This window comes from Halovulum sp. GXIMD14794 (assembly GCF_054457455.1).
In genome coordinates, this window is record NZ_JBTLNF010000004.1 from 926584 (window position 1) to 948599 (window position 22016).

A 22016-nucleotide genomic window follows, 5' to 3' on the forward strand; every position below is an offset into this window, starting at 1 on the left:
CGCCGCTTGCATGGAGTATTACGGAGGCCGCCGGGGTTTCCGTCGCTTGCCAATCTCGGCCCGGCACGGCAGGGTGCCCGCAACTGACGCGCCGGAAAGGGAGAGCCGCCATGAGAACCCGTGCCGCCATCGCCACCCAGGCAGGAGCCCCGCTCGAGATAACCGAGGTCGAGCTTGACGGCCCCCGCGCCGGCGAAGTCCTGGTCGAGGTCAAGGCCACCGGCATCTGCCATACAGACGAATTCACCCGCTCGGGCGCGGATCCGGAAGGCATTTTCCCCGCGATCCTGGGCCATGAGGGCGCAGGCGTGGTGGTCGAGGTCGGGGAGGGCGTGACCAGCCTGAAACCGGGCGATCACGTGATCCCGCTCTACACCCCCGAATGCCGCGAGTGCGAGTACTGCCTGAACCCCAAGACGAACCTCTGCCAGAAGATCCGCTCGACGCAAGGCGCGGGCCTGATGCCCGACGGAAGCTCGCGGTTCCGGACGCTCGATGGCGATCCGATCTTCCACTACATGGGCTGCTCGACCTTCGCCAACCACACGGTGGTGCCCGAGATCGCGCTGGCCAAGGTGCGCGAGGACGCGCCCTTCGACAAGATCTGCTACATCGGCTGCGGCGTGACCACGGGCATCGGCGCGGTGATCAACACCGCCAAGGTCGAGATCGGTTCGCGCGCCATCGTTTTCGGGCTTGGCGGTATCGGGCTGAACGTGATCCAGGGCCTGCGGCTGGCGGGCGCGGACCAGATCGTCGGCGTTGATCTGAACGCCGACAAGAAGCCGATGGCGGAACGCTTCGGCATGACCGATTTCGTGAACCCTGCAGAGGTCGAAGGCGATCTGGTGGCTTACCTGGTGAACCTGACCAAGGGCGGCGCGGATTACACCTTCGACGCCACCGGCAACGTCAACGTCATGCGCACGGCGCTCGAGTCGGCCCACAAGGGCTGGGGCGAGAGCATCATCATCGGCGTGGCGCCGGCAGGGGCCGAGATCTCGACCCGCCCGTTCCAGCTGGTCACGGGCCGGGTCTGGAAAGGCACCGCCTTCGGCGGCGCGCGTGGCCGGACCGACGTTCCGAAGATCGTCGACTGGTACATGCAGGGCAAGATCGAGATCGATCCGATGATCACCCACACGATGCCGCTGGAGGACATCAACAAGGGTTTCGACCTGATGCACAAGGGCGAGAGCATCCGATCGGTGGTACTTTATTGATCTGCGCCGCGCGGGCTGAAACGGGGGCCTCCGGCGGGGATATTTATCGGAACATGGAAGGCGGGGCGCGGTCGGCCCCCCGCGGCGCTATGGCCGGGGGCGCCTTCCACGTTCACGGTCATCGGCGTCCCCGCCTGTACCGCAGTCTCAGCATTGCCCGCGTTTACTTAACAGCGCGTTACCGCCTTCCATGTTCTACAAATATCCCCGCCGGAGGCGGCGGCGCGACTGCCACATGCGAACCTTCGGGAGATGGCACCCATGGCTGACCAACCCACTCCGCTGCTTGCGGTCCTGATCGATGCCGACAACACCTCGTACAAGGCCGCGACCGCGATATTCGAGGAGATCGCAACGCTGGGCGAAGCGAGTGTGCGGCGGATCTACGGAGATTTCTCGTCCTCGGCGATGCGCGGCTGGTCGAACGAGCAGGCCGCGCTCGGGATCGTGCCGCATCACCAGCCGGCGAACACGGTCGGCAAGAACGCCAGCGACATCGCGCTGGTGATCGATGCGATGGACCTGCTGCACACCGGGCGGTTCGACGGGTTCGTCCTTGTCAGTTCGGACAGCGATTTCACCCGGCTGGCGCAGCGCATCCGCGAGCAGGGCAAGGATGTCTACGGCATCGGCCAGCAGAAGACACCCGAGGCGTTCCGCATGGCCTGCAAGCGCTTCATCTTCATCGAGAACCTCGGTGGGCAGTCCGAAGCCCCTGCGCCCGACACAAAGGGCGAGACCATCGCGCGCGGCCTGCAACTTCTGCGCAACGCCTTCCGCGACGTCGAGGATGACGAGGGCTGGGCGAACCTCGGGGTCGTCGGGCAGCAGCTGTCGAAGCGCTATCCCGATTTCGACCCCCGCACCTATGGCTATCGCAAGCTGATCGACCTGGTCCGGGCGGCCAACGAGTACGAGGTCCGCTCGGAGGGCAATGCCCATTACGTCAAGCTGAAGCCGCGCCGGCGCAAGTCCGGCGGCTGACATGCTGGAGATCTTCCTCAAGACGCTGCCCTTCTTCCTGGTGGTGGGCTGCGGCTATGGCGCGGCGCGGATCCGGCTGTTCGGGCCCGCCGAGGTGGCAGCGCTGACGAAATTCGTCTTCTACTTCGCGCTGTCGGCGATGCTGTTCAACTTCGCCTCGGAGCTGCCCTTTGAGGAGATCTTCAACCGCGACCTCGCGCTGGCCTATTTCTTCGCCACTCTGACGCTGTATCTGGTCGTCACCGTGGTCGCACTGCGCCGGGGTGTCGGTTTCGCCGAGGCCGCGATCGAGGCGCAGTGCGGCGTGATCGGTAACGTGGGCTTCCTTGCCCTGCCGATGCTCACCGTCCTGTTGGGCCCACAAGCGGCCGGCCCCATCCTGATGATCCTGAGCGTCGATCTGATCTTCTTCGGTTCGCTGATCGTGGTGATCCTCGTCGCCGCGCGCGGGGGCGTCGGGTTGGCTTTGGCGGGTCGCGTGATCACGGGCCTGCTGAAGAACCCGATGGTCATGTCGATGGCGGCGGGCCTGCTCTGGTCTGCGCTGGCGCTGCCGATCCCCGGCGCGGCGGCGGATTTCCTGGACCTTCTGGGCGGCGCGGCGACCCCTGGTGCGCTGTTTGCCATCGGCGCCTCGCTCGCTGCGCAGTCGGCAGAGCGGTTGAGCGTGGCGCTCTGGCTGAGTGCGTCGAAACTGGCGCTGCATCCGCTCGCCGTCGGGGCGCTGGCCTGGTACGTGTTCGCGCTGCCCGCCGAGCTGGTCGGGGTAATGATTGCCGCCGCCGCCATGCCGACCGCAGGGAACGTCTATATCATCGCGCAGCATTACGGGGTTGCGCCGATGCGCGCCTCGTCCACCATTCTCGTGTCCACGACGATCAGCGTCGTCACCCTGTCGGCGGTGATCGCGCTGGTGAACTGAAGGAGCCTGCCCATGGAAACCCTTTCGGAGATCCGCTGTTTCGAAGGCGTGCAGGGCGTCTATCGCCATGACAGCGACGTCTGCGGCTGCCCGATGACCTTTGCGGTCTACCTGCCGCCCCAGGCCGCGCTGCGCCCGGTGCCCGTGCTTTGGTATCTGTCGGGGCTGACCTGCACGCACGAGAACGCCATGACAAAGGCAGGCGCGCAAGGCTGGGCGGCGGAGCATGGCGTCGCCGTGGTCTTTCCCGATACGTCGCCGCGCGGCGAGGAGATCGCCAACGACACCGCGTTCGATCTGGGTCAGGGGGCGGGGTTCTACGTCGACGCGACCGAGGCGCCCTGGGCGCCGCATTTCAACATGTACAGCTACATCACCCAGGAGCTGCCAACGATCCTGTTCCGGAACTTCGACCTGGAAGAGGGCGCGCAGTCGATCTGCGGGCACTCGATGGGCGGGCACGGCGCGCTGACCATCGCCCTGCGCGAGCCCGAGCGGTTCCGCTCGGTCTCGGCGTTCGCGCCGATCGCGCATCCGACGGCCTCGGACTGGGGGCGCAAGCAGTTCTCGGCCTATCTCGGCGCGGACGAGAGCAAATGGGCGGCGCATGACGCGACCCTGCTGATGCGTGAGAGGGGCCTGGACCTGCCGTTGCTGATCGACCAGGGCACCGACGACCAGTTTCTCGACCTCCTCAAGCCGGAGGCGCTGGCCGCCGCGATTGCGGAACGCCGCCAGCCGGCGATCCTTCGGATGCAGAAGGGCTATGACCACAGCTACTTCTTCATGTCGTCGTTCTTCTCGGACCACATGGCGTTCCACGCCGAGGCGCTTTACGGGTGACGATCTACGTCGATGCCGACGCCTGCCCGGTAAAGGCCGAGGTCCAGCGGGTGGCCGCGCGCCACAAGCGGGCCGTGAAACTGGTCTGCAATGGCGGGCTTCGGCCGGTCGCCGATCCGCTGGTTCAGGTGGTCGTTGTGCCCGACGGACCGGACGAGGCCGACAAGTGGATCGCCGATCATGCCGGGCCGGGGGACGTGTGCGTGACCGCCGACCTGCCTCTGGCCGCCCGCTGCATCGAGGCGGGCGCCAGGGTCATTACCCATGACGGGGAGCTGCTGACCGAGAAGAACATCGGGCCGCGGCTGGCGACTCGGGACCTGATGGCGGATCTGAGGGCCTCGGACCCGTTCCTGCAGGGCGGCGGGCGACCATTCTCGAAGGCGGACCGCTCGCGGTTTCTCGACCGGTTGGAAATGCTGCTACGGCAGTCCTAGCCCAGGCGGAAGTGACGGGCGACGTGCCAGGCGTCGCCCGAGCTGCCGAGGACCTCGGCGGCGTGCGCGGGGTCGAGCCAGAGCGCGCGGTGGCCTGCCTCGTGCGGCGGGCCGAGGCGCAGGCCAGGGGCGCACAGGTAGACGTGGCAGACCTTCCGGGCCCAGAGCTTGTACTCCGGCATCCAGGTATAGCGCTGGTATATGCCGAGGCGGCGGCGGATGCGGATCGTCCAGCCGGTTTCCTCGCGCGCTTCGCGGACCAGGGCCTGCACGGGCGTCTCGCCCGGATCGATCCCGCCTCCGGGCAGCTGGATCTCGAGCCAAGGCTGCGATTGTTCGGTCACCAGTAGGCCCTCACGGCCCGCGATGATGCCGTATGCACCGGGGCGGTCGGTGTAGCGGATGCCCGGTCTTGGGGGCTGGCCGAAACGTCTCATGGCGCAAGCCTGTGCCCCGAACCTGCCCGCGGCGCAAGGGTTGGCAAGCCGCTCTCAGGTTACTATCTGGGTGACTTCCTGGCGATCTTGCGCCAGTAAGGAGCTTAGCCATGACCACCGCAGAAGCCATCGCGTGGGACGACACCGTCCTGCCGTTCCAACTTGACCGGGCGGATATCCGCGGCCGGGTGGCCCGGCTCGACCGTTCGCTGCAGACGATCCTGGACCAGCACAGCTACCCTGTGCAGGTCGAGGCGCTGGTGGCCGAGGCCGCCTTGCTGACGGCGTTGATCGGGCAGACCATCAAGCTGCGCTGGAAGCTGTCGCTGCAGATCCGCGGCGACGGGCCGATCCGGCTGATCGCGACCGACTATTTCGGCCCAAAGAAAGAGGGCCAGCCGGGCCGCGTGCGCGCCTATGCCAGCTATGACGAAAGCCTGATCTCGCTGCACCCCGGCGAGCCGTTCGAGATGCTGGGCAAGGGCATGTTCGCGATCCTGATCGATCAGGGCGAAGGCATGGTGCCCTACCAGGGGATCACGCCACTGACGGGCGGCTCGCTCGCCGCCTGCGCCGAGACCTATTTTGCGCAGTCCGAGCAGCTGCCGACGCGGTTCGCGCTGGCGATGGCGCAGGCCTCGGTACCCGGTGGCGACAAGGCCGCGTGGCGCGGCGGCGGGGTGATGGTGCAGCACATGCCCAAGGCCTCGCCCTCGGTCGCGCAGGAAGGTTCGGGCGAGGGCGGCCTGCTGACGCGGGACGACCTGCTGGACGGTGGCGATGCCGAGAACTGGAACCGGGTGAACACGCTGCTGGACACCGCCGAAACGACCGAGCTCATTGGGCCGCATGTCACGCCCGACAGCCTGCTGGTCCGGCTGTTCCACGAAGAACAGCCGCGCGTCTTCGACGTGCAGCCGGTGCATTTCGGCTGTACTTGCGGACCTGAGAAGGTGGTGCAGTCCCTGTCGATCTACTCGGCCAAGGACATCGCCCATATGACCACTGACGAGGGCAAGGTCACCGCCGACTGCCAGTTCTGTGGCGCACACTATGAATTCGAGCCCGAAACGCTCGGGTTCGAAGCGAAAGAGTGACATGAGCGGGGCCGCCCGAATGGCCGCCCCCGTTTCCGGCGCGGCTTCGGTCGCGCCGGACTTCCGCACGCTCGAACGCGCGCTGCGCGGTCCCTGGCCCGGCGATTCCTCGGATTTCGACCTGGCGCCGGACGTGAAGGCCGCCCTGCCCCCCAATCGCAAACTCAAGCCCGCCGCCGTGCTGATTGCCCTGGTCGAGCGCCCGGACGGGCCCGGGGTTCTGCTGACCCGGCGCTCGCGCCGCCTGAAGGCGCATCCGGGGCAGATCGCCTTTCCCGGCGGACGCGTGGACGATGACGACGCCAACAACTGGGCCGCCGCCCTGCGCGAGGCCGAGGAAGAGATCGGGCTGGACCCGACCCTCGTGACCTCGCTGGGTGTGATGCCGCGACACGAGACCGTCACTGGCTTCGACGTCGAACCGCACGTGGGCCGCGTTGCCCCCGGCTTTGCCGTGCGCGCGGCCGAGGCCGAGGTCGCCGAGGTGTTCGAGGTGCCGCTGGCCTTCCTGCTGGACCCGAGCAATTTCCAGGTGCACGAGCGGGACTGGCAGGGCCGCAAGCGCGCCTACTACGCTGTGCCGTATGGCCCCTATTACATCTGGGGCGCGACCGCCCGCATCCTCAAGACGCTGTCGGACCGGGTCAACGCGTCGTGACGCGGATCACCGCAGACTGGGTGACCGCCCCCGGCACGTCCTCGGTGATGCGGGTGCTGACGGACGCCGGACATCAGGCGTATTTCGTGGGCGGCTGCGTGCGGAATGCACTGCTGGAACGCCCGGTCTCGGACATCGACATGGCCACCGACGCCCACCCCGAGCAGGTGCTGAAACTGGCCGAAGCTGCCGGGATCAAGGCGGTGCCGACCGGCATCGACCACGGAACCGTCACGCTGGTCACCGACGAGCCGCATGAGGTGACCACCTTCCGCCGCGACGTCGAGACCGACGGGCGGCGTGCGGTCGTCGCCTATTCCAAGGATATCGCCGAGGACGCCGCGCGGCGGGACTTCACCATGAACGCGCTCTACGCCGACGGAACGGGCACGGTGGTCGACCCGATCGGCGGACTGCCGGACCTCAATGCGCGTCGCGTGCGCTTCATCGGAGACGCTGCCGAGCGCATCGCCGAGGACGGCCTTCGCGTGCTGCGCTTCTTCCGCTTCAGCGCAATCTACGGCGATCCGGCGCAGGGGCTGGACCCCGAGGGGCTTGCTGCCGTGGCCGAGGCCGACGAGGCACTGGTCCCGGTCAGCCGGGAGCGAATCGGCAGCGAGGTCGCGAAGCTGCTGGGCGCGGAAGACCCGGCTCCCGCTGTCGCCGCCATGGCGCAGACCGGGATTCTGGCGCGGGCGCTGCCCGGCGCCGTCGCGGACACCCTGCCGGTGCTGGTGCATCTGGAGGGGCGGGCCGGGGTGCCGATCCGCTGGCTCCGGCGACTGGCGTCGCTGGGCAATGGCGACCGGGCCGATGCGCTGCGCCTGTCCCGCGCCGATGCCCGGTACCTGGAGCATGTACGGGAGTGCCTTGACGGCGCCCTTCCCGACCACGCCGCCGCCGAACGGTTCGGGGCCGAGGTCGCCGAGGATGCCGCGCTGATCCGCACCGCTTCGCTTGAAATGCCGCTGCCGCCGGACTGGCGCGACGGAATCGAGGTCGGCTCTACAGCGGTCTTCCCGCTGTCGGCGCGAGACCTGATGGATGTCTACCACCCGGGGCCGGAGCTTGGCGCGGAGCTGAAGCGCCTGCATTCAGCCTGGGTCGAAAGCCAGTTCACATTGGACAAGGCGGCGCTGCTGGCTCAGGCGGCGCGGCGGCCATAGCCCTCCATCCGATCGAGCCATTTCTGGCGACCCGAGGGGTCCTCGGCCTCGACGGTACCGACCAGCGAGTCGCGGATCGGACCAAACCCGGCGAAGCCCAAGATGTTCCGGCGCAGGCTTTTCAGGCTGTGGGCGAAGAAGAAGTAGCGATAGAAGAACGCCGGCATGCCCATCGTCACCACCACCCGCGCCGAGCGGCCCTTGAGCTTCGGCGTCCATCCTTTCGCGGTGATGTCGAAGGCGAACTCTTCGGTGAAGACACGCTCCAGCCAGGCCTTCAGATGCGCTGGCATGGTTCCCATCCAGAGCGGATAGATCAGGACGACATGCTGCGCGGCGATGATCGCCCGCTGCGCCTCGGCCGCGTAGTCCGGACCGCCGCCCGCCTTCCACTCCGCCGGATCGCGCAAGGGCACGACATCGACTGCGCCCACGTCGAGCATAGTGACCCCATGCCCCGCCGCCTCGGCGCCCTTGCGGTAGGCCTCGGCCAGCGCGTGGCAGAAGTGCGGATGCGTGCTGTCCGGATGGCCCTGTATGATGACGATGTCGGTCATTCCGTCCCCCTCGGCTGTCAGGGGGTGACAGTACAGATGCCAATCCGGTCCCCCATGATCTGGGTCAAGCCGCTTCGCCGTTGTTCGAATCGCATGCATCGGGTAGCGTGAACATATAGCGAACATCGTTAATCATGGGGGATACGATGCCAAGCGATACTCTGAAATCCGTGGCCAATCAGCTGGTCGAGAACTGCCGCACCCAGAACGAGGAAAAGGGCCTGAACGAGCTTTACGCTTCGGACGCCGTATCGGTCGAAGCGTCCGATTTCAGCGGAGCGGGCCGTGAAACGAAGGGCCTTGAAGGTATTCGCGGCAAGCACGCCTGGTGGGCCGAGAATTTCGAAGTGCATGGCGGCAGTGTCGATGGCCCCTACCTGCATGGCGACGACCAGTTCTCGGTGATCTTCGAGATCGACGCGACCGAGAAGGCGTCGGGCAATCGCACCCAGATGAAGGAGGTCGCGGTCTATACCCTGAATGACAAGGGCAAGATCGCGCACGAGGCGTTCTACATGCAGGTCTAGCCCTGCGGGTCGGGGTCCAGCCTGCGGGGGCCCGACCCTTCCGTGCCCAGATGATCGTCCGCGTTGTAGAGCGGGCAGTGCTTCACCGAGAGGCATCCGCAGCCGATGCAGTAGTCGAGCTTGTCGCGTAGCCAGACAAGCTTGTCGATGCGTTCGGTCAGCGACGCACCCCAGCGCTCCGACATGGCCTTCCAGTCGTGGGTGTCGGGGGTGCGGTCCTGCGGCAAGGCCTGAAGCGCCTCGCCGATCTCGGCCAGCGGCACGCCCAGTTTCTGCGCGACCTTGATGATGGAGACATGACGCAGCATCGCCCGGTCATAGCGGCGGTGGTTGGCCGCCGTGCGCCAGCTGCGGATCAGGCCGAGGCTTTCGTAGTAGTGCAGCGCCGAGACCGCCACACCGGTGCGGGCGCCCAGCTCTCCGACAGAAAGATCGGCGCTGCGGCGTTTCGTGGACACATTCCGGGGCAAAGACGCTTGACCTCAAGTGGACTTGAGGAAGCAGGTTACCCGCCAAACGATTCGATGCAAGGAGCATTCCGATGACGCATGTCGCCCGCAGCCGCCCTGCCCGCTTCGGCTGGACCGCATGGCTCGTGACCCTCTTGCAGGACTGGGTGGCACGCCGCCGCCACCGGCGCACGCTGGTGCGTGCATCCAGGCTGGACCCGTACCTGCGCAAGGACATGGGGCTACCAAGTGTCGAGGACCATAGCCCCCGCGACAGGTTCCACAGCTTATGGTGAGGGGGTCAGGGCCATTTCGCGACGGGCGGCAGGCTCATCAGTACGGCCTCGGGGTTGTGCCCGGTGTGAAGGCCGAACTGGGTGCCGCGGTCATAGACCAGGTTGAACTCGGCATAGCGGCCGCGCCTGACCAGCTGCCACTCGCGGTCAGCCTCGGTCCAGGGCTCCCTCAGATGCCGCTCGGTGACCGGAATGAAGGCGTTGAGGAACGCTTCGCCGACATCGCGGGTGAAGGCGAAGTCCGCCTCCCAGTCGCCAGTGCAGTGATCGTCGTAGAAGATACCGCCGACGCCGCGCGGCTCGTTCCAGTGCTTGATCATGAAGTACTCGTCTGCCCAGGCCTTGAAGCGTGGGTAGTAGCCGGGGTCGTGCCGGTCGCAGGCGGCCTCGAGCGCGGCGTGGAAATGGGCGGTGTCTTCGGCGTCCTCGACCATCGGGTTGAGATCGGCACCGCCGCCGAACCACCAGGCGCCGGGGGTCCAGAACATCCGCGTGTTCATGTGGACCGCGGGCGTCTTGGGGCTGCGCATGTGGGCGACAAGGCTGATGCCGCTGGCCCAGAAGCGCGGGTCCTCCTCGAGACCGGGGATTTCCTTGCGGGCGGTCAGGCTTTTCTGCGCCCGGTCGCCCAGTTGGCCGTAGACGGTCGAGATGTTGACGCCGACCTTCTCGAACACCCGGCCCTCGCGCATGACGGACATCACGCCGCCGCCGGCGTCGGCCTCGCCGTCCGAGGCGCGGCGGGTTTCCTTGCGCGTGAACCGGCCGGCAGGAAGGTCCTTGTGCGGCCCCCAGTCCTGCGCGTCCTCGATCGCCTCGAACGCGGCGCAGATGCGGTCGCGCAGCTCGGTAAACCAGGCAGAGGCGCGTGCCTTGCGGTCGTCGAAGATGTCGGTTTCCGTCATGCTCGGCCCCTTCCGTCGGATCGGGCGGCACTCAAGTCCGCCGGTTGCGCGCTGTCAACCGGATTGAAGGCTGACAGGTCGTCGCATTTCGTGTATCAGCAAATCGACTCAAGACGGAGGTATGTTGATGATAAACTGCTGGATCCCAAAGCGACGCTGACAAGCCGCTCCAGCAGGGGCGCGTCCGCCGCCCTTCTTTCATCAACCTGAGCCTTTTTCCAAAGACCGCTGTCGTCTTTCCGCCCGTCCGGAGTCTGTCATGTTCCGCCGTTTCGAGAACCTAGTCGATCCTTTCCAGCCATTCGAGGCGCACACGCCGCCTTCGACCCTATGGGCCTACTTGAAAACGCAGTATGGCCCGTTCCGCAAGGTGCTGGTCTGGCTAGCCTTCTCCGGCGCGCTGGTCGCGCTGATCGAGGCCGGGCTGATCTTTTATTCCGGCCGGGTCGTCGATCTGCTTTCGGCGACGCCCGCCTCCGAGTTCTGGTCCACCCACGGGCTCGAGCTGCTACTGGCGACCGCTTTCATCCTGCTGCTGCGGCCGATGGCGATTACTTTGAATCACCTGCTGCTGGACCAGACGCTGGCCTCGAACATGCAGGACCAGGTGCGCTGGCGCGCGCACAAGCACCTGCTGGGCCAATCGACCTCGTTCTTCCAGAACGATTTCGCGGGGCGGCTGACGAACCGGGTCATGCAGATGGGCCCGGCGGTCGAGGATTCGACCTACATGGCGTTCGAGGGCATCTGGTTCTCGGTCACCTATGTGCTGGGCGCACTGATCGTCCTGGGCGAGACCGACTATCGGCTGGCGATCCCGCTGGCGATCTGGCTGGCGATCTACATGCTCTACGTCCGGTCCGTCGCGCTGCGCGTCGCCTCGGCGTCGGAGAAGACCTCGGACGCGCGGTCGATGGTGACGGGCCGGGTGGTCGACGCCTATGCCAACATCGAAAGCGTGAAGCTGTTCGCAAACGGCGACCGCGAAGAGCGCTATGTCCAGTCCGCCATGCGGCGGCACCGGCTGCGGTTCCAGCGGTTCTTGCGGCTGATGACCGAGTTGTCGCTGAGCCTGACCGTCCTGAACGGCCTGCTGATCGTCGGCGTGCTGGGCCCGGCACTGTGGCTGTGGACCGCTGGGATCGTGACCGTGGGCGAGGTGGCCGCCGCTTCGGCGCTGACGATCCGGCTCAACGGCATGAGCGGCTGGATCAGCTGGGTCACCATCCGCCTGTTCGAGCATTCGGGTGTGATCCGCGAGGGGCTGCGCTCCATTGCGCATGCACACACCGTGACCGACCGGCAGGAGGCACCACGCTTGCAGGTCACCGAGGGTCGGATCGCGTTCCGGGGCGTCAGCCACCACTACGGCAAGGGCCAGGGCGGACTGGACGGGATCGACCTGACCATCGAGCCGGGGCAGCGCGTCGGGCTGGTCGGCCGTTCCGGCGCAGGCAAGTCGAGCCTGGTGAACCTGCTGCTGCGGTTCCGCGACCCCGAGCGGGGCGAGATCCTGATCGACGGCCAGCGGATCCGCGACGTCACCCAGGACAGCCTGCGGGCGCAGATCGGCATGGTGACGCAGGACAGCTCGCTGCTGCACCGGTCGGTGCGGGCGAACATCCTCTACGGCAACCCCGGCGCGACCGAAGCCGAGATGATGCGCGCCGCGCGGCGGGCCGAGGCGGACCTGTTCATTCGCGACCTGGCCGATCCGCAGGGCCGGCGCGGCTATGACGCCCATGTGGGCGAGCGCGGCGTGAAGCTTTCGGGCGGCCAACGGCAGCGGATGGCGATTGCCCGGGTGATCCTGAAGGACGCCCCGATCCTGGTGCTGGACGAGGCGACCTCGGCGCTGGATTCCGAAGTCGAGGCCGCGATCCAGGACACGCTCTACGGCGTGATGGAGGGCAAGACGGTGATCGCCATCGCGCACCGGCTGTCGACCATCGCGCGGATGGACCGGATCGTCGTGCTGGACCAGGGCCGGGTGATCGAGGACGGCACCCATGACGTGCTGCTGGCGCAGGGCGGCATCTATGCCGGGCTGTGGGCGTGGCAGTCCGGCGGGTTCCTTGGGACCGAGGCTGCCGAGTGAGGCGGCTGGACGCCGCCCGCCCCGCGCTAGATAGTGATCCGTGCGCCCCAATGCGCGCGGATCGCCAGCGACCGGCCAGCCACGCCGCACCTGCCAAATCTGACTATCCCTAGGCCCGGAATTTTCCGCATGTTCGCATTCTCTAGCCTGATTGCCCCATTCCAATATGCCGACGGCCCGCCGCCGGGCGGCAGTCTCAGGGGATTCGTCACCTGGGCGCTTGCCGGTGCATGGCGGTGGATCGGCGCGGCCGCGGTTCTCAGCGGCCTTTCGGGACTGACCGAGATTGCCTCGGCCTTTCTGATCGGCTGGGTGATCGACGATGCGCTGGCGCATGAGGGCGGTGGATACCTGGCCCAGCAATGGCCGATCCTGCTTGCCGTCGCCGCGTTCTACCTGTTCCTGCGCCCAGCGATCCTGGGACTGAGCGCAGCGATGTCCTCGCTGACACTCGGCCCGAATATCACGCCTTTGGTGCTGACCCGGCTCTACCGGCATGTCCTGGCCCAGCATATCCAGTATTTCGACGACGATTTTGCGGGGCGGATCTCGCAGAAGGCGATGCAGACCTCGCGCGCCGTAGCCGAAGCGGCGATCGAGATATGCAACACGGTCGTTTTCGCAAGCGCCACGCTTATCGGCGCCGCGCTGCTGGTCGGCGGCATGGACTGGCGGCTGGCGATCCTGCTGCTGGTATGGCTGGCGGCATATTTTGCCCTGATCACCTATTTCCTTCCCCGTATCCGCACGCGCGCGAAGGCGCGGGCCGGGGCACGGGCCGGCGTGACCGGGCAGGTCGTCGACACGCTTTCGAACATGAAGACGGTCAAGTTGTTCGCGCACACGGATCGTGAAGAGCATGCCGCCCGCCAGTCAATTGGCAGGTTTCGAGGCACGGCACTGGACTTCGGGCGGCTGTCGACACGGTTCCGCATCCTGCTGAACATCATTGCCGGGGCCCTGCCCGTGCTGATGATCGGCGGTGCGCTGATGTTGTGGGAAAGCGGTGCCGCAACGGCGGGTGAAATTGCGACTGCCGGGATCATCTCGTCCCGGATCGGGCAGATGACGGGATGGGTCAGCTTTACCGCCATGGGCATCTTCTCGCATATTGGCGAGATCGAGGACGGGATGAAGACGCTGACCCCGCCGCCCGCCGTCATCGACAAACCCGATGCGGTCGAGATCGGCGCGCTTTCAGGCGAGATCGTCTTTGATGACGTGACCTTCCACTATGGGCGCGGGCGCGAAAGTGGCGGGCTGAACGGCCTCAGCTTTCGGGTCGCCCCGGGCGAAAAAGTGGCACTGGTCGGCGCCTCGGGCGCAGGCAAATCCACCGCGCTTTCGCTTCTGCTGCGGCTCTACGACCGTGAGGGCGGGCATATCACAGTGGACGGGCGGGATGTCTCGGACGTGCAGCAGGAAAGCCTGCGGGCGCAGATCTCGATGGTCACGCAGGAAACCGCAATGTTCAACCGCTCTGCGCGAGACAATATCCTCTACGGTCGCCCCGATGCCACTTCGGAGCAGGTCGAGGACGCCGCGCGCCGCGCCGAGGCACACGAGTTCATCGAGTCCCTGCGCGACATCCAGGGGCGCGAGGGTTATGGCGCGCACCTGGGCGAGCGCGGCGTGAAGCTGTCAGGCGGGCAGCGGCAACGCATCGCGCTGGCCCGTGCGATCCTGAAGGACGCGCCCGTGCTGCTGCTGGACGAGGCGACCTCGGCGCTGGACAGTGAGGTCGAGGCCGAGATCCAGTCGGCGCTGGAACAGGTGATGGAGGACAAGACCGTGATCGCCATCGCACACCGTCTGTCCACCATCGCACGGATGGATCGGATCCTGGTGATCGACGAGGGCCGCGTGGTCGAGGAGGGCACCCATTCCGATCTGTTGAAGAAAGGCGGTCTTTACGCGCGCTTCTGGAACCGGCAATCGGGCGGCTTCCTGAACCTGGAGGCTGCCGAGTGAACGACGCGTTCGATCCGCCCGTTCGTCTGGATCAGGCACTGGTCGCCCTTGGCCTTGCCGACAGCCGCGCCCGCGCCGCCGAGATGATCCGCGCAGGCGCCGTGACCGTGGACGGTCAAACCGTGTTGCGCGCCTCGGCCAAGGTGGGGCGGCAAAAGGTGGCCGTGACCGGCGAGACCAACCCGTGGGTTTCGCGCGCGGCGCTGAAGCTGGTCCATGCGCTGGACCGGTTCATGCTGTCGCCACAAGGCGCGCGGGCGGTGGACGTAGGCGCTTCGACCGGGGGCTTCACCGAGGTGCTGATCGCGCGCGGCGCGGCGCATGTGATCGCGGTGGACGTGGGCCGGGGGCAATTGCACCCGAAGCTGCGGGATCACCCGAAGATCGACTTGCGCGAGGGTGTGAACGCCCGCGATATGGATCAGGCCATATTGGGCCATCCCGACTGGGTGGTGAGCGACGTATCGTTCATCTCGGCGACCAAGGCTCTCGGTCCTGCATTGACCGCCGCACGGCAGGGCGCGACGCTGGTCACGCTGGTCAAACCGCAGTTCGAGCTGACACCTCAGGACATCGGCAAAGGCGGCATCGTCAAGGACGAGGGACTGCGGCGCAAGGCGCTGGACGATGTCTCGGCCTGGGTCGAGGCTCAGGGGTGGGAGCTGCTGGGCAGCACGGAAAGCCCGGTGCCCGGCAGCGATGGCAATGTCGAGTGGCTGCTGGCCGCGACGAAACGCTAGAGCCGCTTGAGATAGGCGCGCAGCACCTGCTCCAGCTTGGTTGCGCCGATCGGGGCCATCTTCTTGGTGTGTTCGTGGCTGAGCACCTCGGTCGACATGCCGGCGGCCATGTTGGTGATGTTGCTGACAGCGGCAACCCGCAGACCCAGGAACCGGGCGATGATGACCTCGGGGACGGTCGACATGCCGACGGCGTCGCTGCCGAGGATGCGCAACGCGCGGATCTCGGCCGGGGTCTCGAAGCTGGGGCCCGAGTACCATGCATAGACGCCGGTGTGCAGGGTGACTGAGGCGCGGCGGGCGGCATCCGCCAGCGCGCCGCGCATCTGCCGGTCATAGGCGTCGCCCATGTTGACGAAGCGCGCGTCGGTGGTTTCGCCGATCAGCGGGTTCAGCCCCGAGAAGTTGATATGGTCGGACAGCATCATCAGCTCGCCCGGCCCCATGCCGTCGCGCAGCGAACCGGCGGCATTGGTCGCGATCAGCTGCTCGGCGCCCAGTGCCTTAAGCACCTCCAGCGGTAGGCGCATGGCGGTGGGATCGCCCTTTTCGTAGTAGTGCGCGCGACCGCCGAAAACGGCGACGCGCACGCCTTCGAGATTGCCGATCACCAGCTTGGGTGAGTGCCCCGAGACACCCGCATGCGGGAAGCCGGGCAGGTCGGCATAGTCGATCGCCACCCCGTCCACGCTGTCGGCCAGCCCGCCGAGGCCCGAGCCCAGAATCAGGCCCAGGCGCACGGGCTCGCTGCCCGCCCTGGCGGTGATCGTGTCCAGCAGTTGCTGCATCCTAACGTTCCTTTACATAAGGCACGCCGCCGGCCTTGGGCGGGATCGCCTTGCCGATGAACCCCGCCAGGATCACCACGGTCAGGATGTAGGGCAGCGCCTGCATGAACTGGACCGGGATCACGAACAGACCGATATCGACGTTCTGGTATTTCGAGCCGATCGCCTCGAGCAGGCCGAACAGCAGACACGCGCCCAGCGCCGGATAGGGCCGCCACTTGGCGAAGATCAGCGCCGCCAACGCGATGAAGCCGCGACCGGCGGTCATGTCCTTCACGAACCCGGCCGCCGATGTGCCCATCGACAGATAAGCCCCCGCGATGCCGCACAGAACACCCGCGATAAGCACCGCCGAATAGCGCATCCGCACCACCGAGACGCCCGCCGTGTCCACCGCACCGGGATTCTCGCCCACGGCGCGCAGGCGCAGGCCGAAGCGGGTCGAGAACAGGGTCCAGGCGGTCAGCGGCACGGCCAGAAGCGCGACGTAGACCAGGATCACCTGCCCCGACAGCACGTCGCGATAGAACGGGCCGAGGATCGGGATGCCGCCGAGCGTGTCCGCCAGCGGCAGGTCGAGGCCCGAGAACCGCGCGTTGCCCGTCAGCTGCGGCGTCTGCCCCCCCATCGAGAACAGCGACTCGCCGATCAGCACTGTCGCCCCGGCGGCCAGAAAGTTGATCGCCACACCCGAGATCAGCTGGTTGCCCCTGAGCGTGATCGACGCGAACCCGTGCAGCAGCGCCATCAGGATCGAGGCGAAGATCCCCGCCAGGACGCCCATGATCGCAGCGGTCCACCCAAGACCCAGCCCGGAGATCTGACCCGGGAACGGATCGGCCACGTAGGGCGCGGCGGCCCAGGCGGCGACGGCGGCGGCGGCGAAGGCGGCGGCCAGCATCTTACCCTCGAGCCCGATGTCGAAGATCCCAGACCGCTCCGAGAATAGGCCCGCCAAGCAGGCCAGCAGCAGCGGCGTCGCGTTGCGCAGGGTGCTGTCGAACAGCTGGAATATCTCGGCCAGTTCCATCAATTGGCCTCCTTCCGCATGCGCAGGAACAGGAACAGACGCTCCATCGGGAAGCGGACCATGTTCTCGAGGCTTCCGGTGAACAGGATCACCAGCGCCTGGATGGTCAGGATCATCTGGCTGGGGATCGAAGGGATCTCGAACGCCAGTTCCGCGCCGCCCTGGTAGAGCACCCCGAACAACAACGCCGCGAGGATCACGCCAACCGGGTGCGAGCGACCCATCAGCGCCACCGCGATCCCGACGAAGCCCGCGCCCTGCACGCTGTCGAGGTTCAGCCGCTGCAACTCGCCCAGCACGACGTTGATCGCCATCATCCCTGCCAGCGCGCCCGAGATCAGCATGGTGACCATGATGATCCGGAACGGCGCAATACCGGCATAGACCGCGGCCGGTTCCGACTGGCCGAAGGCGCGCAACTCATAGCCGAAGCGGGTGCGCCAGATCAGCAGCCACAGCAGGAAGCAGGCCAGCAGTGCCAGCAGCAGGCTTATGTTCGCAGGCGTGCGCGCCATCTCGATCCCGATCCAGTCCGCCATCTGGTCGAGCCGCGGGATATGCGCCCCTTCGGCAAAGCGGCGGCTTTCCGGCGCCATCGAGCCGGGCACCTTGAAATAGGCGTTCAGCACATAGATCAGCAGCGCGGCGGCGATGTAGTTGAACATGATCGTGGTGATCACGATATGGCTGCCGCGCTTGGCGTTGAGATAGGCCGGGATCGCCGCCCAGGCGGCCCCGAACAGGCTGGCCCCGATGACCGCCAGCGGCAGAACCAGAAGCCAGTGCGTCTGGTCCAGTGACAGCGCGACGATGGCGACGCCGATGCCTGCGACGCCGGCCTGCCCCTCGCCGCCGATATTGAAGATCGACGCGTGGAAGGCCACCGCGACGCAAAGCCCGGTAAAGATGAAACTGGTCGTGTAGAACAGCGTGTAACCGATGCCATAGTCCGACCCCAGCGCGCCCTGGATCATGATCCGCATGGCCCGCAGCGGATCCTCGCCAATGAACAGCACCACTAGGCCCGCGACAAGGAAGGCCAGGAACACGTTGATGGCCGGGATCAGGAACAGGTCCACCCAGCGCGGCATCGTCTTCATGCGGCGCCCTCCTTCGGGTCGATGCCGGCCATCAGCAGGCCCAGTTCGTTCTGGTCGGTTTCGGACGGCAACCGCTCGCCGCTGATCTTGCCGTCGAACATCACGACGATCCGGTCCGAAAGGCCCAGGATTTCGTCCAGTTCGACCGAGACCAGCAGCACCGCCTTGCCCCGGTCACGCAGGGCGACGATCTCGTTGTGGATGAACTCGATCGCGCCGATGTCCACACCGCGGGTGGGCTGGCCGACCAGAAGCACATCCGGGTCGCTCTCGACCTCGCGCGCGATGACGATCTTCTGCTGGTTTCCGCCCGAGAAGTTGGCCGCCGCCAGGTCGCAACTGGGCGGGCGGATATCGTATTTCTCGATTTTCTCGCGGGCGTCGTCGCGCATCGCGCGGCGGTCCATCAGGAAGCGGTTCTTCTGGTACTGCGGACGATCATGATAGCCGAAACAGGAATTCTCCCATTCGGCGAAGGGCATGATCATGCCCAGCCGATGCCGGTCCTCGGGGACATGGGCGATGCCCCGGTTGCGGCGGTCCTTGCCGTCGTCGCCGCCCTTCAGGTCCAGCGTCTCGCCGTTCAGCGTGACGGTGCCACCCGACGCCTCGGTGATGCCCCCGAGCACTTCCAGCAGCGCGGACTGGCCATTGCCGGCAACCCCGGCGACCCCGAGGATTTCACCGGCGCGCAGATCGAGGTCGATGCCCTTCAGTCGCTCGACTCCGTCGCGGTCGGTGACGCGAAGGCCCCGGATTTCCGCCAACGTCTTGCCAGGCTGCGCCGGTTTCTTGTCTACGCGCAGCAGCACCTGGCGGCCAACCATCAGCTCGGCCAGTTCCGCAGGGCTGGTCTCGGAGGTCTTGACCGTCGCCGTCATCTCGCCGCGCCGCATCACGCTGACCGTGTCGGTGATCGCCATGATCTCGCGCAGCTTGTGCGTGATCAGGATGATCGTCTTGCCCTCGCGGCGCAGGCCCTCGAGGATGCGGAACAGGTGGTCCGCTTCGGCGGGGGTCAGCACGCCGGTGGGCTCGTCGAGGATCAGGATGTCGGCCTGACGGTACAGCGCCTTGAGGATCTCGACCCTCTGCTGGAAGCCCACGGCGAGGTCGTGGATCACCGCGTCGGGATCGACCTCAAGCTCGTATTCATGGGCCAGTTCGGTCAGCAGCTTGCGCGCCTTCGAAAGCGAGGGCTTCAGCAGCCGCCCGTCCTCGGCCCCGAGGACGACGTTCTCCAGCACGGTGAAGTTCTGCACCAGCATGAAATGCTGGTGGACCATGCCGATGCCCGCCTTGATGGCATCGTCGGAATTGTGGATCTGGGTGGGGACCCCGCCGATGCGGATCTCGCCCTTGTCGGCCTTGTAGAAGCCGTAGAGGATGGACATCAGCGTCGATTTACCGGCGCCGTTCTCGCCCACGATCCCATGTATCGTGCCGCGCGCCACTTTCATCGAGATGTCCTTGTTGGCCTGAACCGGGCCAAACGCCTTCGAGATGCCGATCAACTCGATGGCGGGTGCGGAAGGGGCAGCCGTTTCCGGCTGCCCCGAGATGTCTTCGGTGACGCTCATCTGCCTCAGTTCACCGGGCAGCTGTCGTCGGCAGTGTAGTCGTGGACCTCGACCTCGCCGGAGATGATCTTGGCCTTGGCCTCTTCGACGGCGGCGGTCATCTCGTCGCTCAGCAGTTCCTCGTTGTTCTCGTCAACGGCATAGCCGACACCATTCTCGGCAAGGCCCAGGACCTGCACGCCCGGCTCGAAATTGCCGTCCATCGAGGCCTTGAACGCGTCATAGACGGCGACGTCCACACGCTTGAGCATCGAGGTCAGGACCTGACCCGGATGCAGGTAGTTCTGGTTCGAGTCGACGCCGATCCCCAGCGCGCCGTTGTCGGCGGCGGCCTGCAGAACGCCGCGGCCGGTGCCGCCGGCGGCGTGGTAGACCACGTCAGCGCCCTGATCGATCTGGCTTTTCGCCAGCTCGCCACCCTTCACAGGGTCGTTCCAGGCCGCGCCGGTCGTGCCGGTCATGTTCTGGATCACGGTGGCGTCCGGGTTCACCGCCTTGACGCCCTGAACGTAGCCGCAGGCGAACTTGCGGATCAGGCCGATGTCCATGCCGCCGACGAAGCCGACGGTACCCGACTCAGAGGCCATCGCCGCCAGAACGCCCACCAGGTAAGAGCCCTCGTGCTCTTTGAAGACGACCGAGCGGACGTTCGGCAGGTCGATCACCGCGTCGATGATCGTGAACTGGGTGTCCGGGAACTCGGCGGCAACCGCTTCCATGGCGGACTGCTGCGCGAAGCCGGCGGCGACGATCGGGTTGTTGCCCTGCTGGGCGAAGCGGCGCAGGGCCTGCTCGCGCTGCGCGTCCGACTGGATCTCAAACTCGCGATATTCGATGTCGAACTCTTCCTTGAAGCGCTCGGCGCCCTCATAGGAGGCCTGGTTGAACGAGCGGTCGAACTTGCCGCCCAGGTCGAAGATCACGGCAGGATTGAAGTCCTGCGCGTAGGCGGCAGTCGTCGCGCCCAGTACGGCAGCAGCGCCCACGAGCGCGGATACGAATTTCATCGGTCAACCTCCACAGTTGGTTTCTGCCGTCGCCCTTCCGTGTGCGGATGGTGTCTCTGGCGGATGCGAAACTGTGCACAGTAAGGCCGAGAGGCCAAGGCCGGTCAATGACTTTTCAAGCGTATCCCTGCGGCAATCAGGGCTTGGCGGCCAAAGACTTGCCCATCACCAGCGCATGCACGCGAACGGTGCCGCGATCAATGTAGTAGTCCTTGCGATGCCCCCGCTGCACGAAGCCCGCGGCAGCATAAAGCGCCCGGGCCGCCGCATTGGTTTCGGCCACCTCCAGAAACAGTTCCTCGACGCCTTGGGAAACGAGGTGCTCGTCCAGCCGGGAAAGCAGGCCGGCCCCCACGCCGCGGCGGCGCGCCTCGGGTGCGGTGCAGATCGTCAGCAGTTCGGCTTCGGGACCGGCGATGCGCGCAACCAGGAATCCGGCCTCGTCCTCGGTCAGCAGCAGGACCGACGGACTTGCGAGCAACTCGATGAACTCCTCGGCGGTCCAGGGGCGAGGCGGGCCTGGAAAGGCTTTGGCGTGCAGAACCGCCAGCGCCTCAGGCGTCATCGAGAATTGGCGGAGGCGCTTCGGATGGCAGCGCCGCATCGGCCGCGCGCATGTAAAGCGGCGCCGGGGCGGAAGGATCCTGTATCATCGCCGCAGCGAAGGCGAAGGCTTCGGGGTCGGGTACCTCGGTGTCGGGTCCTGCCTTGAGCGAAAGATCGTCCGCGATCTGCTGCGCCCTGTGGCCCAGAACCAGCGTGTTCTCGGGCAGGTCGAACCCGCGCAGTTCGATCGGATCGGCGATGCGCGGGTTCATCTCGGCCGAGCCGTAACCCTTGAGGTAGAAGCGGCCACGGCGCCCGTCGAGGACGACCAGCAGAGGCCCGGAGTGCTCATGGGCGAGGGCATCGAAGGTGCTGACCCCAATGGATGGAATATCCAGTGCGAGCGCGAGGCCCCGCGCGGCGGCGACGGCGATGCGGATGCCAGTGAAGTTGCCGGGGCCGATCCCGACGGCGATCGCGTCAAGCTCGCGCCAGCCCAGCCCCGCGATTTCCAGCGCGGTCTGGGCCATCGGGACCAGGCGTTCCGCCTGGCCCCGGTCCATGCCCTCGGAAAGGGAGCAGAGCACTTCGTCCCGCTCGGTCACGGCTACCGCGCAATGGGGTCCGGCCGTGTCGAGCGCGAGGATCTTCATCG

At 66.5% G+C, this 22016-nt stretch carries 24 protein-coding genes; 13 read left to right on the forward strand and 11 right to left on the reverse strand.

Features of this window, described 5'->3' with window-relative positions; translation table 11 throughout:
* Positions 1-110: 110 nt before the first annotated feature.
* From ACW9UR_RS11145 to ACW9UR_RS11165, 5 genes are all read left to right on the forward strand, one after another.
* Positions 111-1223: an S-(hydroxymethyl)glutathione dehydrogenase/class III alcohol dehydrogenase gene (locus ACW9UR_RS11145; RefSeq protein WP_458917036.1), complete on the forward strand. Its 1113-nt coding sequence runs from the start codon at positions 111-113 to the stop codon at positions 1221-1223.
* A gap of 261 nt (positions 1224-1484) precedes the next feature.
* On the forward strand, positions 1485-2207 hold the full coding sequence (locus ACW9UR_RS11150) for an NYN domain-containing protein (protein ID WP_458917037.1): 723 nt from the start codon (positions 1485-1487) through the stop codon (positions 2205-2207).
* Position 2208: 1 nt separating this feature from the next.
* The gene (locus tag ACW9UR_RS11155; protein WP_458917038.1) at positions 2209-3129 is read left to right on the forward strand and encodes an AEC family transporter; all 921 of its coding nucleotides are present in this window, start codon (positions 2209-2211) and stop codon (positions 3127-3129) included.
* A gap of 12 nt (positions 3130-3141) precedes the next feature.
* A complete protein-coding gene (gene fghA / locus ACW9UR_RS11160) occupies positions 3142-3972 on the forward strand; it encodes an S-formylglutathione hydrolase (RefSeq protein ID WP_458917039.1) in 831 nt (276 codons plus the stop codon).
* Positions 3969-4409, forward strand: a complete 441-nt coding sequence (locus ACW9UR_RS11165) for a YaiI/YqxD family protein (RefSeq protein ID WP_458917040.1) — start codon at positions 3969-3971, stop codon at positions 4407-4409. The genes fghA and ACW9UR_RS11165 overlap by 4 nt, the downstream gene beginning before the upstream one ends.
* Here the strand turns inward: ACW9UR_RS11165 and ACW9UR_RS11170 are convergent.
* The gene (locus ACW9UR_RS11170) at positions 4406-4846 is read right to left on the reverse strand and encodes an NUDIX domain-containing protein (protein ID WP_458917041.1); all 441 of its coding nucleotides are present in this window, start codon (positions 4844-4846) and stop codon (positions 4406-4408) included. The two genes, ACW9UR_RS11165 and ACW9UR_RS11170, sit on opposite strands and share 4 nt — an antisense overlap.
* Positions 4847-4956: 110 nt before the next feature.
* Here ACW9UR_RS11170 and hslO point away from each other — a divergent pair, with 110 nt between their 5' ends.
* The 3 genes from hslO to ACW9UR_RS11185 are packed head-to-tail and all read left to right on the forward strand — an operon-like array spanning position 4957 to position 7767.
* A complete protein-coding gene (gene hslO / locus ACW9UR_RS11175; protein ID WP_458917042.1) occupies positions 4957-5943 on the forward strand; it encodes an Hsp33 family molecular chaperone HslO in 987 nt (328 codons plus the stop codon).
* A gap of 1 nt (position 5944) precedes the next feature.
* Positions 5945-6601, forward strand: coding sequence for a CoA pyrophosphatase (locus tag ACW9UR_RS11180; RefSeq protein ID WP_458917043.1), 657 nt, complete (start codon positions 5945-5947; stop codon positions 6599-6601).
* A gap of 47 nt (positions 6602-6648) precedes the next feature.
* Positions 6649-7767 (forward strand): CCA tRNA nucleotidyltransferase, encoded by a 1119-nt coding sequence (locus tag ACW9UR_RS11185; RefSeq protein ID WP_458917184.1) that lies wholly within the window; start codon positions 6649-6651, stop codon positions 7765-7767.
* Here the strand turns inward: ACW9UR_RS11185 and ACW9UR_RS11190 are convergent.
* Positions 7746-8324 (reverse strand): NAD(P)H-dependent oxidoreductase, encoded by a 579-nt coding sequence (locus ACW9UR_RS11190; RefSeq protein ID WP_458917044.1) that lies wholly within the window; start codon positions 8322-8324, stop codon positions 7746-7748. The genes ACW9UR_RS11185 and ACW9UR_RS11190 overlap by 22 nt on opposite strands.
* A 146-nt stretch (positions 8325-8470) precedes the next feature.
* On the opposite strand from ACW9UR_RS11190, the gene ACW9UR_RS11195 reads away from it, so the two are divergent.
* Positions 8471-8851: a SnoaL-like domain-containing protein gene (locus tag ACW9UR_RS11195; protein ID WP_458917045.1), complete on the forward strand. Its 381-nt coding sequence runs from the start codon at positions 8471-8473 to the stop codon at positions 8849-8851.
* Here ACW9UR_RS11195 and soxR read toward each other — a convergent pair.
* A complete protein-coding gene (soxR, locus tag ACW9UR_RS11200) occupies positions 8848-9309 on the reverse strand; it encodes a redox-sensitive transcriptional activator SoxR (RefSeq protein ID WP_458917046.1) in 462 nt (153 codons plus the stop codon). The genes ACW9UR_RS11195 and soxR overlap by 4 nt on opposite strands.
* Positions 9310-9392: 83 nt before the next feature.
* On the opposite strand from soxR, the gene ACW9UR_RS11205 reads away from it, so the two are divergent.
* The gene (locus ACW9UR_RS11205; protein WP_458917047.1) at positions 9393-9596 is read left to right on the forward strand and encodes a hypothetical protein; all 204 of its coding nucleotides are present in this window, start codon (positions 9393-9395) and stop codon (positions 9594-9596) included.
* A gap of 5 nt (positions 9597-9601) precedes the next feature.
* On the opposite strand, the gene hemF is transcribed toward ACW9UR_RS11205, so the two are convergent.
* A complete protein-coding gene (hemF, locus tag ACW9UR_RS11210; protein ID WP_458917048.1) occupies positions 9602-10501 on the reverse strand; it encodes an oxygen-dependent coproporphyrinogen oxidase in 900 nt (299 codons plus the stop codon).
* Between the two features lie 259 nt (positions 10502-10760).
* Here hemF and ACW9UR_RS11215 point away from each other — a divergent pair, with 259 nt between their 5' ends.
* The 3 genes from ACW9UR_RS11215 to ACW9UR_RS11225 all read left to right on the forward strand — a co-directional run bounded on the left by ACW9UR_RS11215 (position 10761) and on the right by ACW9UR_RS11225 (position 15310).
* On the forward strand, positions 10761-12599 hold the full coding sequence (locus ACW9UR_RS11215; protein WP_458917049.1) for an ABC transporter ATP-binding protein: 1839 nt from the start codon (positions 10761-10763) through the stop codon (positions 12597-12599).
* Between the two features lie 129 nt (positions 12600-12728).
* Entirely contained in the window at positions 12729-14570 is a 1842-nt protein-coding gene (locus tag ACW9UR_RS11220) for an ABC transporter ATP-binding protein (protein ID WP_458917050.1), read from the forward strand.
* Positions 14567-15310 (forward strand): TlyA family RNA methyltransferase, encoded by a 744-nt coding sequence (locus tag ACW9UR_RS11225; protein ID WP_458917051.1) that lies wholly within the window; start codon positions 14567-14569, stop codon positions 15308-15310. Before ACW9UR_RS11220 ends, ACW9UR_RS11225 begins: the two co-directional genes overlap by 4 nt.
* On the opposite strand, the gene ACW9UR_RS11230 is transcribed toward ACW9UR_RS11225, so the two are convergent.
* The 7 genes from ACW9UR_RS11230 to tsaB all read right to left on the reverse strand — a co-directional run bounded on the left by ACW9UR_RS11230 (position 15307) and on the right by tsaB (position 22014).
* Positions 15307-16098, reverse strand: a complete 792-nt coding sequence (locus tag ACW9UR_RS11230) for a purine-nucleoside phosphorylase (protein WP_458917052.1) — start codon at positions 16096-16098, stop codon at positions 15307-15309. The genes ACW9UR_RS11225 and ACW9UR_RS11230 overlap by 4 nt on opposite strands.
* A 1-nt stretch (position 16099) precedes the next feature.
* On the reverse strand, positions 16100-17128 hold the full coding sequence (locus ACW9UR_RS11235) for an ABC transporter permease (protein ID WP_458917053.1): 1029 nt from the start codon (positions 17126-17128) through the stop codon (positions 16100-16102).
* Complete coding sequence (locus ACW9UR_RS11240; protein WP_458917054.1) at positions 17128-18228, reverse strand: ABC transporter permease; 1101 nt, start codon at positions 18226-18228, stop codon at positions 17128-17130. The genes ACW9UR_RS11235 and ACW9UR_RS11240 overlap by 1 nt, the downstream gene beginning before the upstream one ends.
* Positions 18225-19808, reverse strand: coding sequence for an ABC transporter ATP-binding protein (locus ACW9UR_RS11245; RefSeq protein ID WP_458917055.1), 1584 nt, complete (start codon positions 19806-19808; stop codon positions 18225-18227). The genes ACW9UR_RS11240 and ACW9UR_RS11245 overlap by 4 nt, the downstream gene beginning before the upstream one ends.
* A 5-nt stretch (positions 19809-19813) precedes the next feature.
* Positions 19814-20815 (reverse strand): BMP family lipoprotein, encoded by a 1002-nt coding sequence (locus tag ACW9UR_RS11250; protein WP_458917056.1) that lies wholly within the window; start codon positions 20813-20815, stop codon positions 19814-19816.
* Between the two features lie 136 nt (positions 20816-20951).
* Positions 20952-21380, reverse strand: a complete 429-nt coding sequence (locus ACW9UR_RS11255; protein WP_458917057.1) for a GNAT family N-acetyltransferase — start codon at positions 21378-21380, stop codon at positions 20952-20954.
* Complete coding sequence (tsaB, locus tag ACW9UR_RS11260) at positions 21370-22014, reverse strand: tRNA (adenosine(37)-N6)-threonylcarbamoyltransferase complex dimerization subunit type 1 TsaB (RefSeq protein WP_458917058.1); 645 nt, start codon at positions 22012-22014, stop codon at positions 21370-21372. Before tsaB ends, ACW9UR_RS11255 begins: the two co-directional genes overlap by 11 nt.
* Positions 22015-22016: the final 2 nt, after the last annotated feature.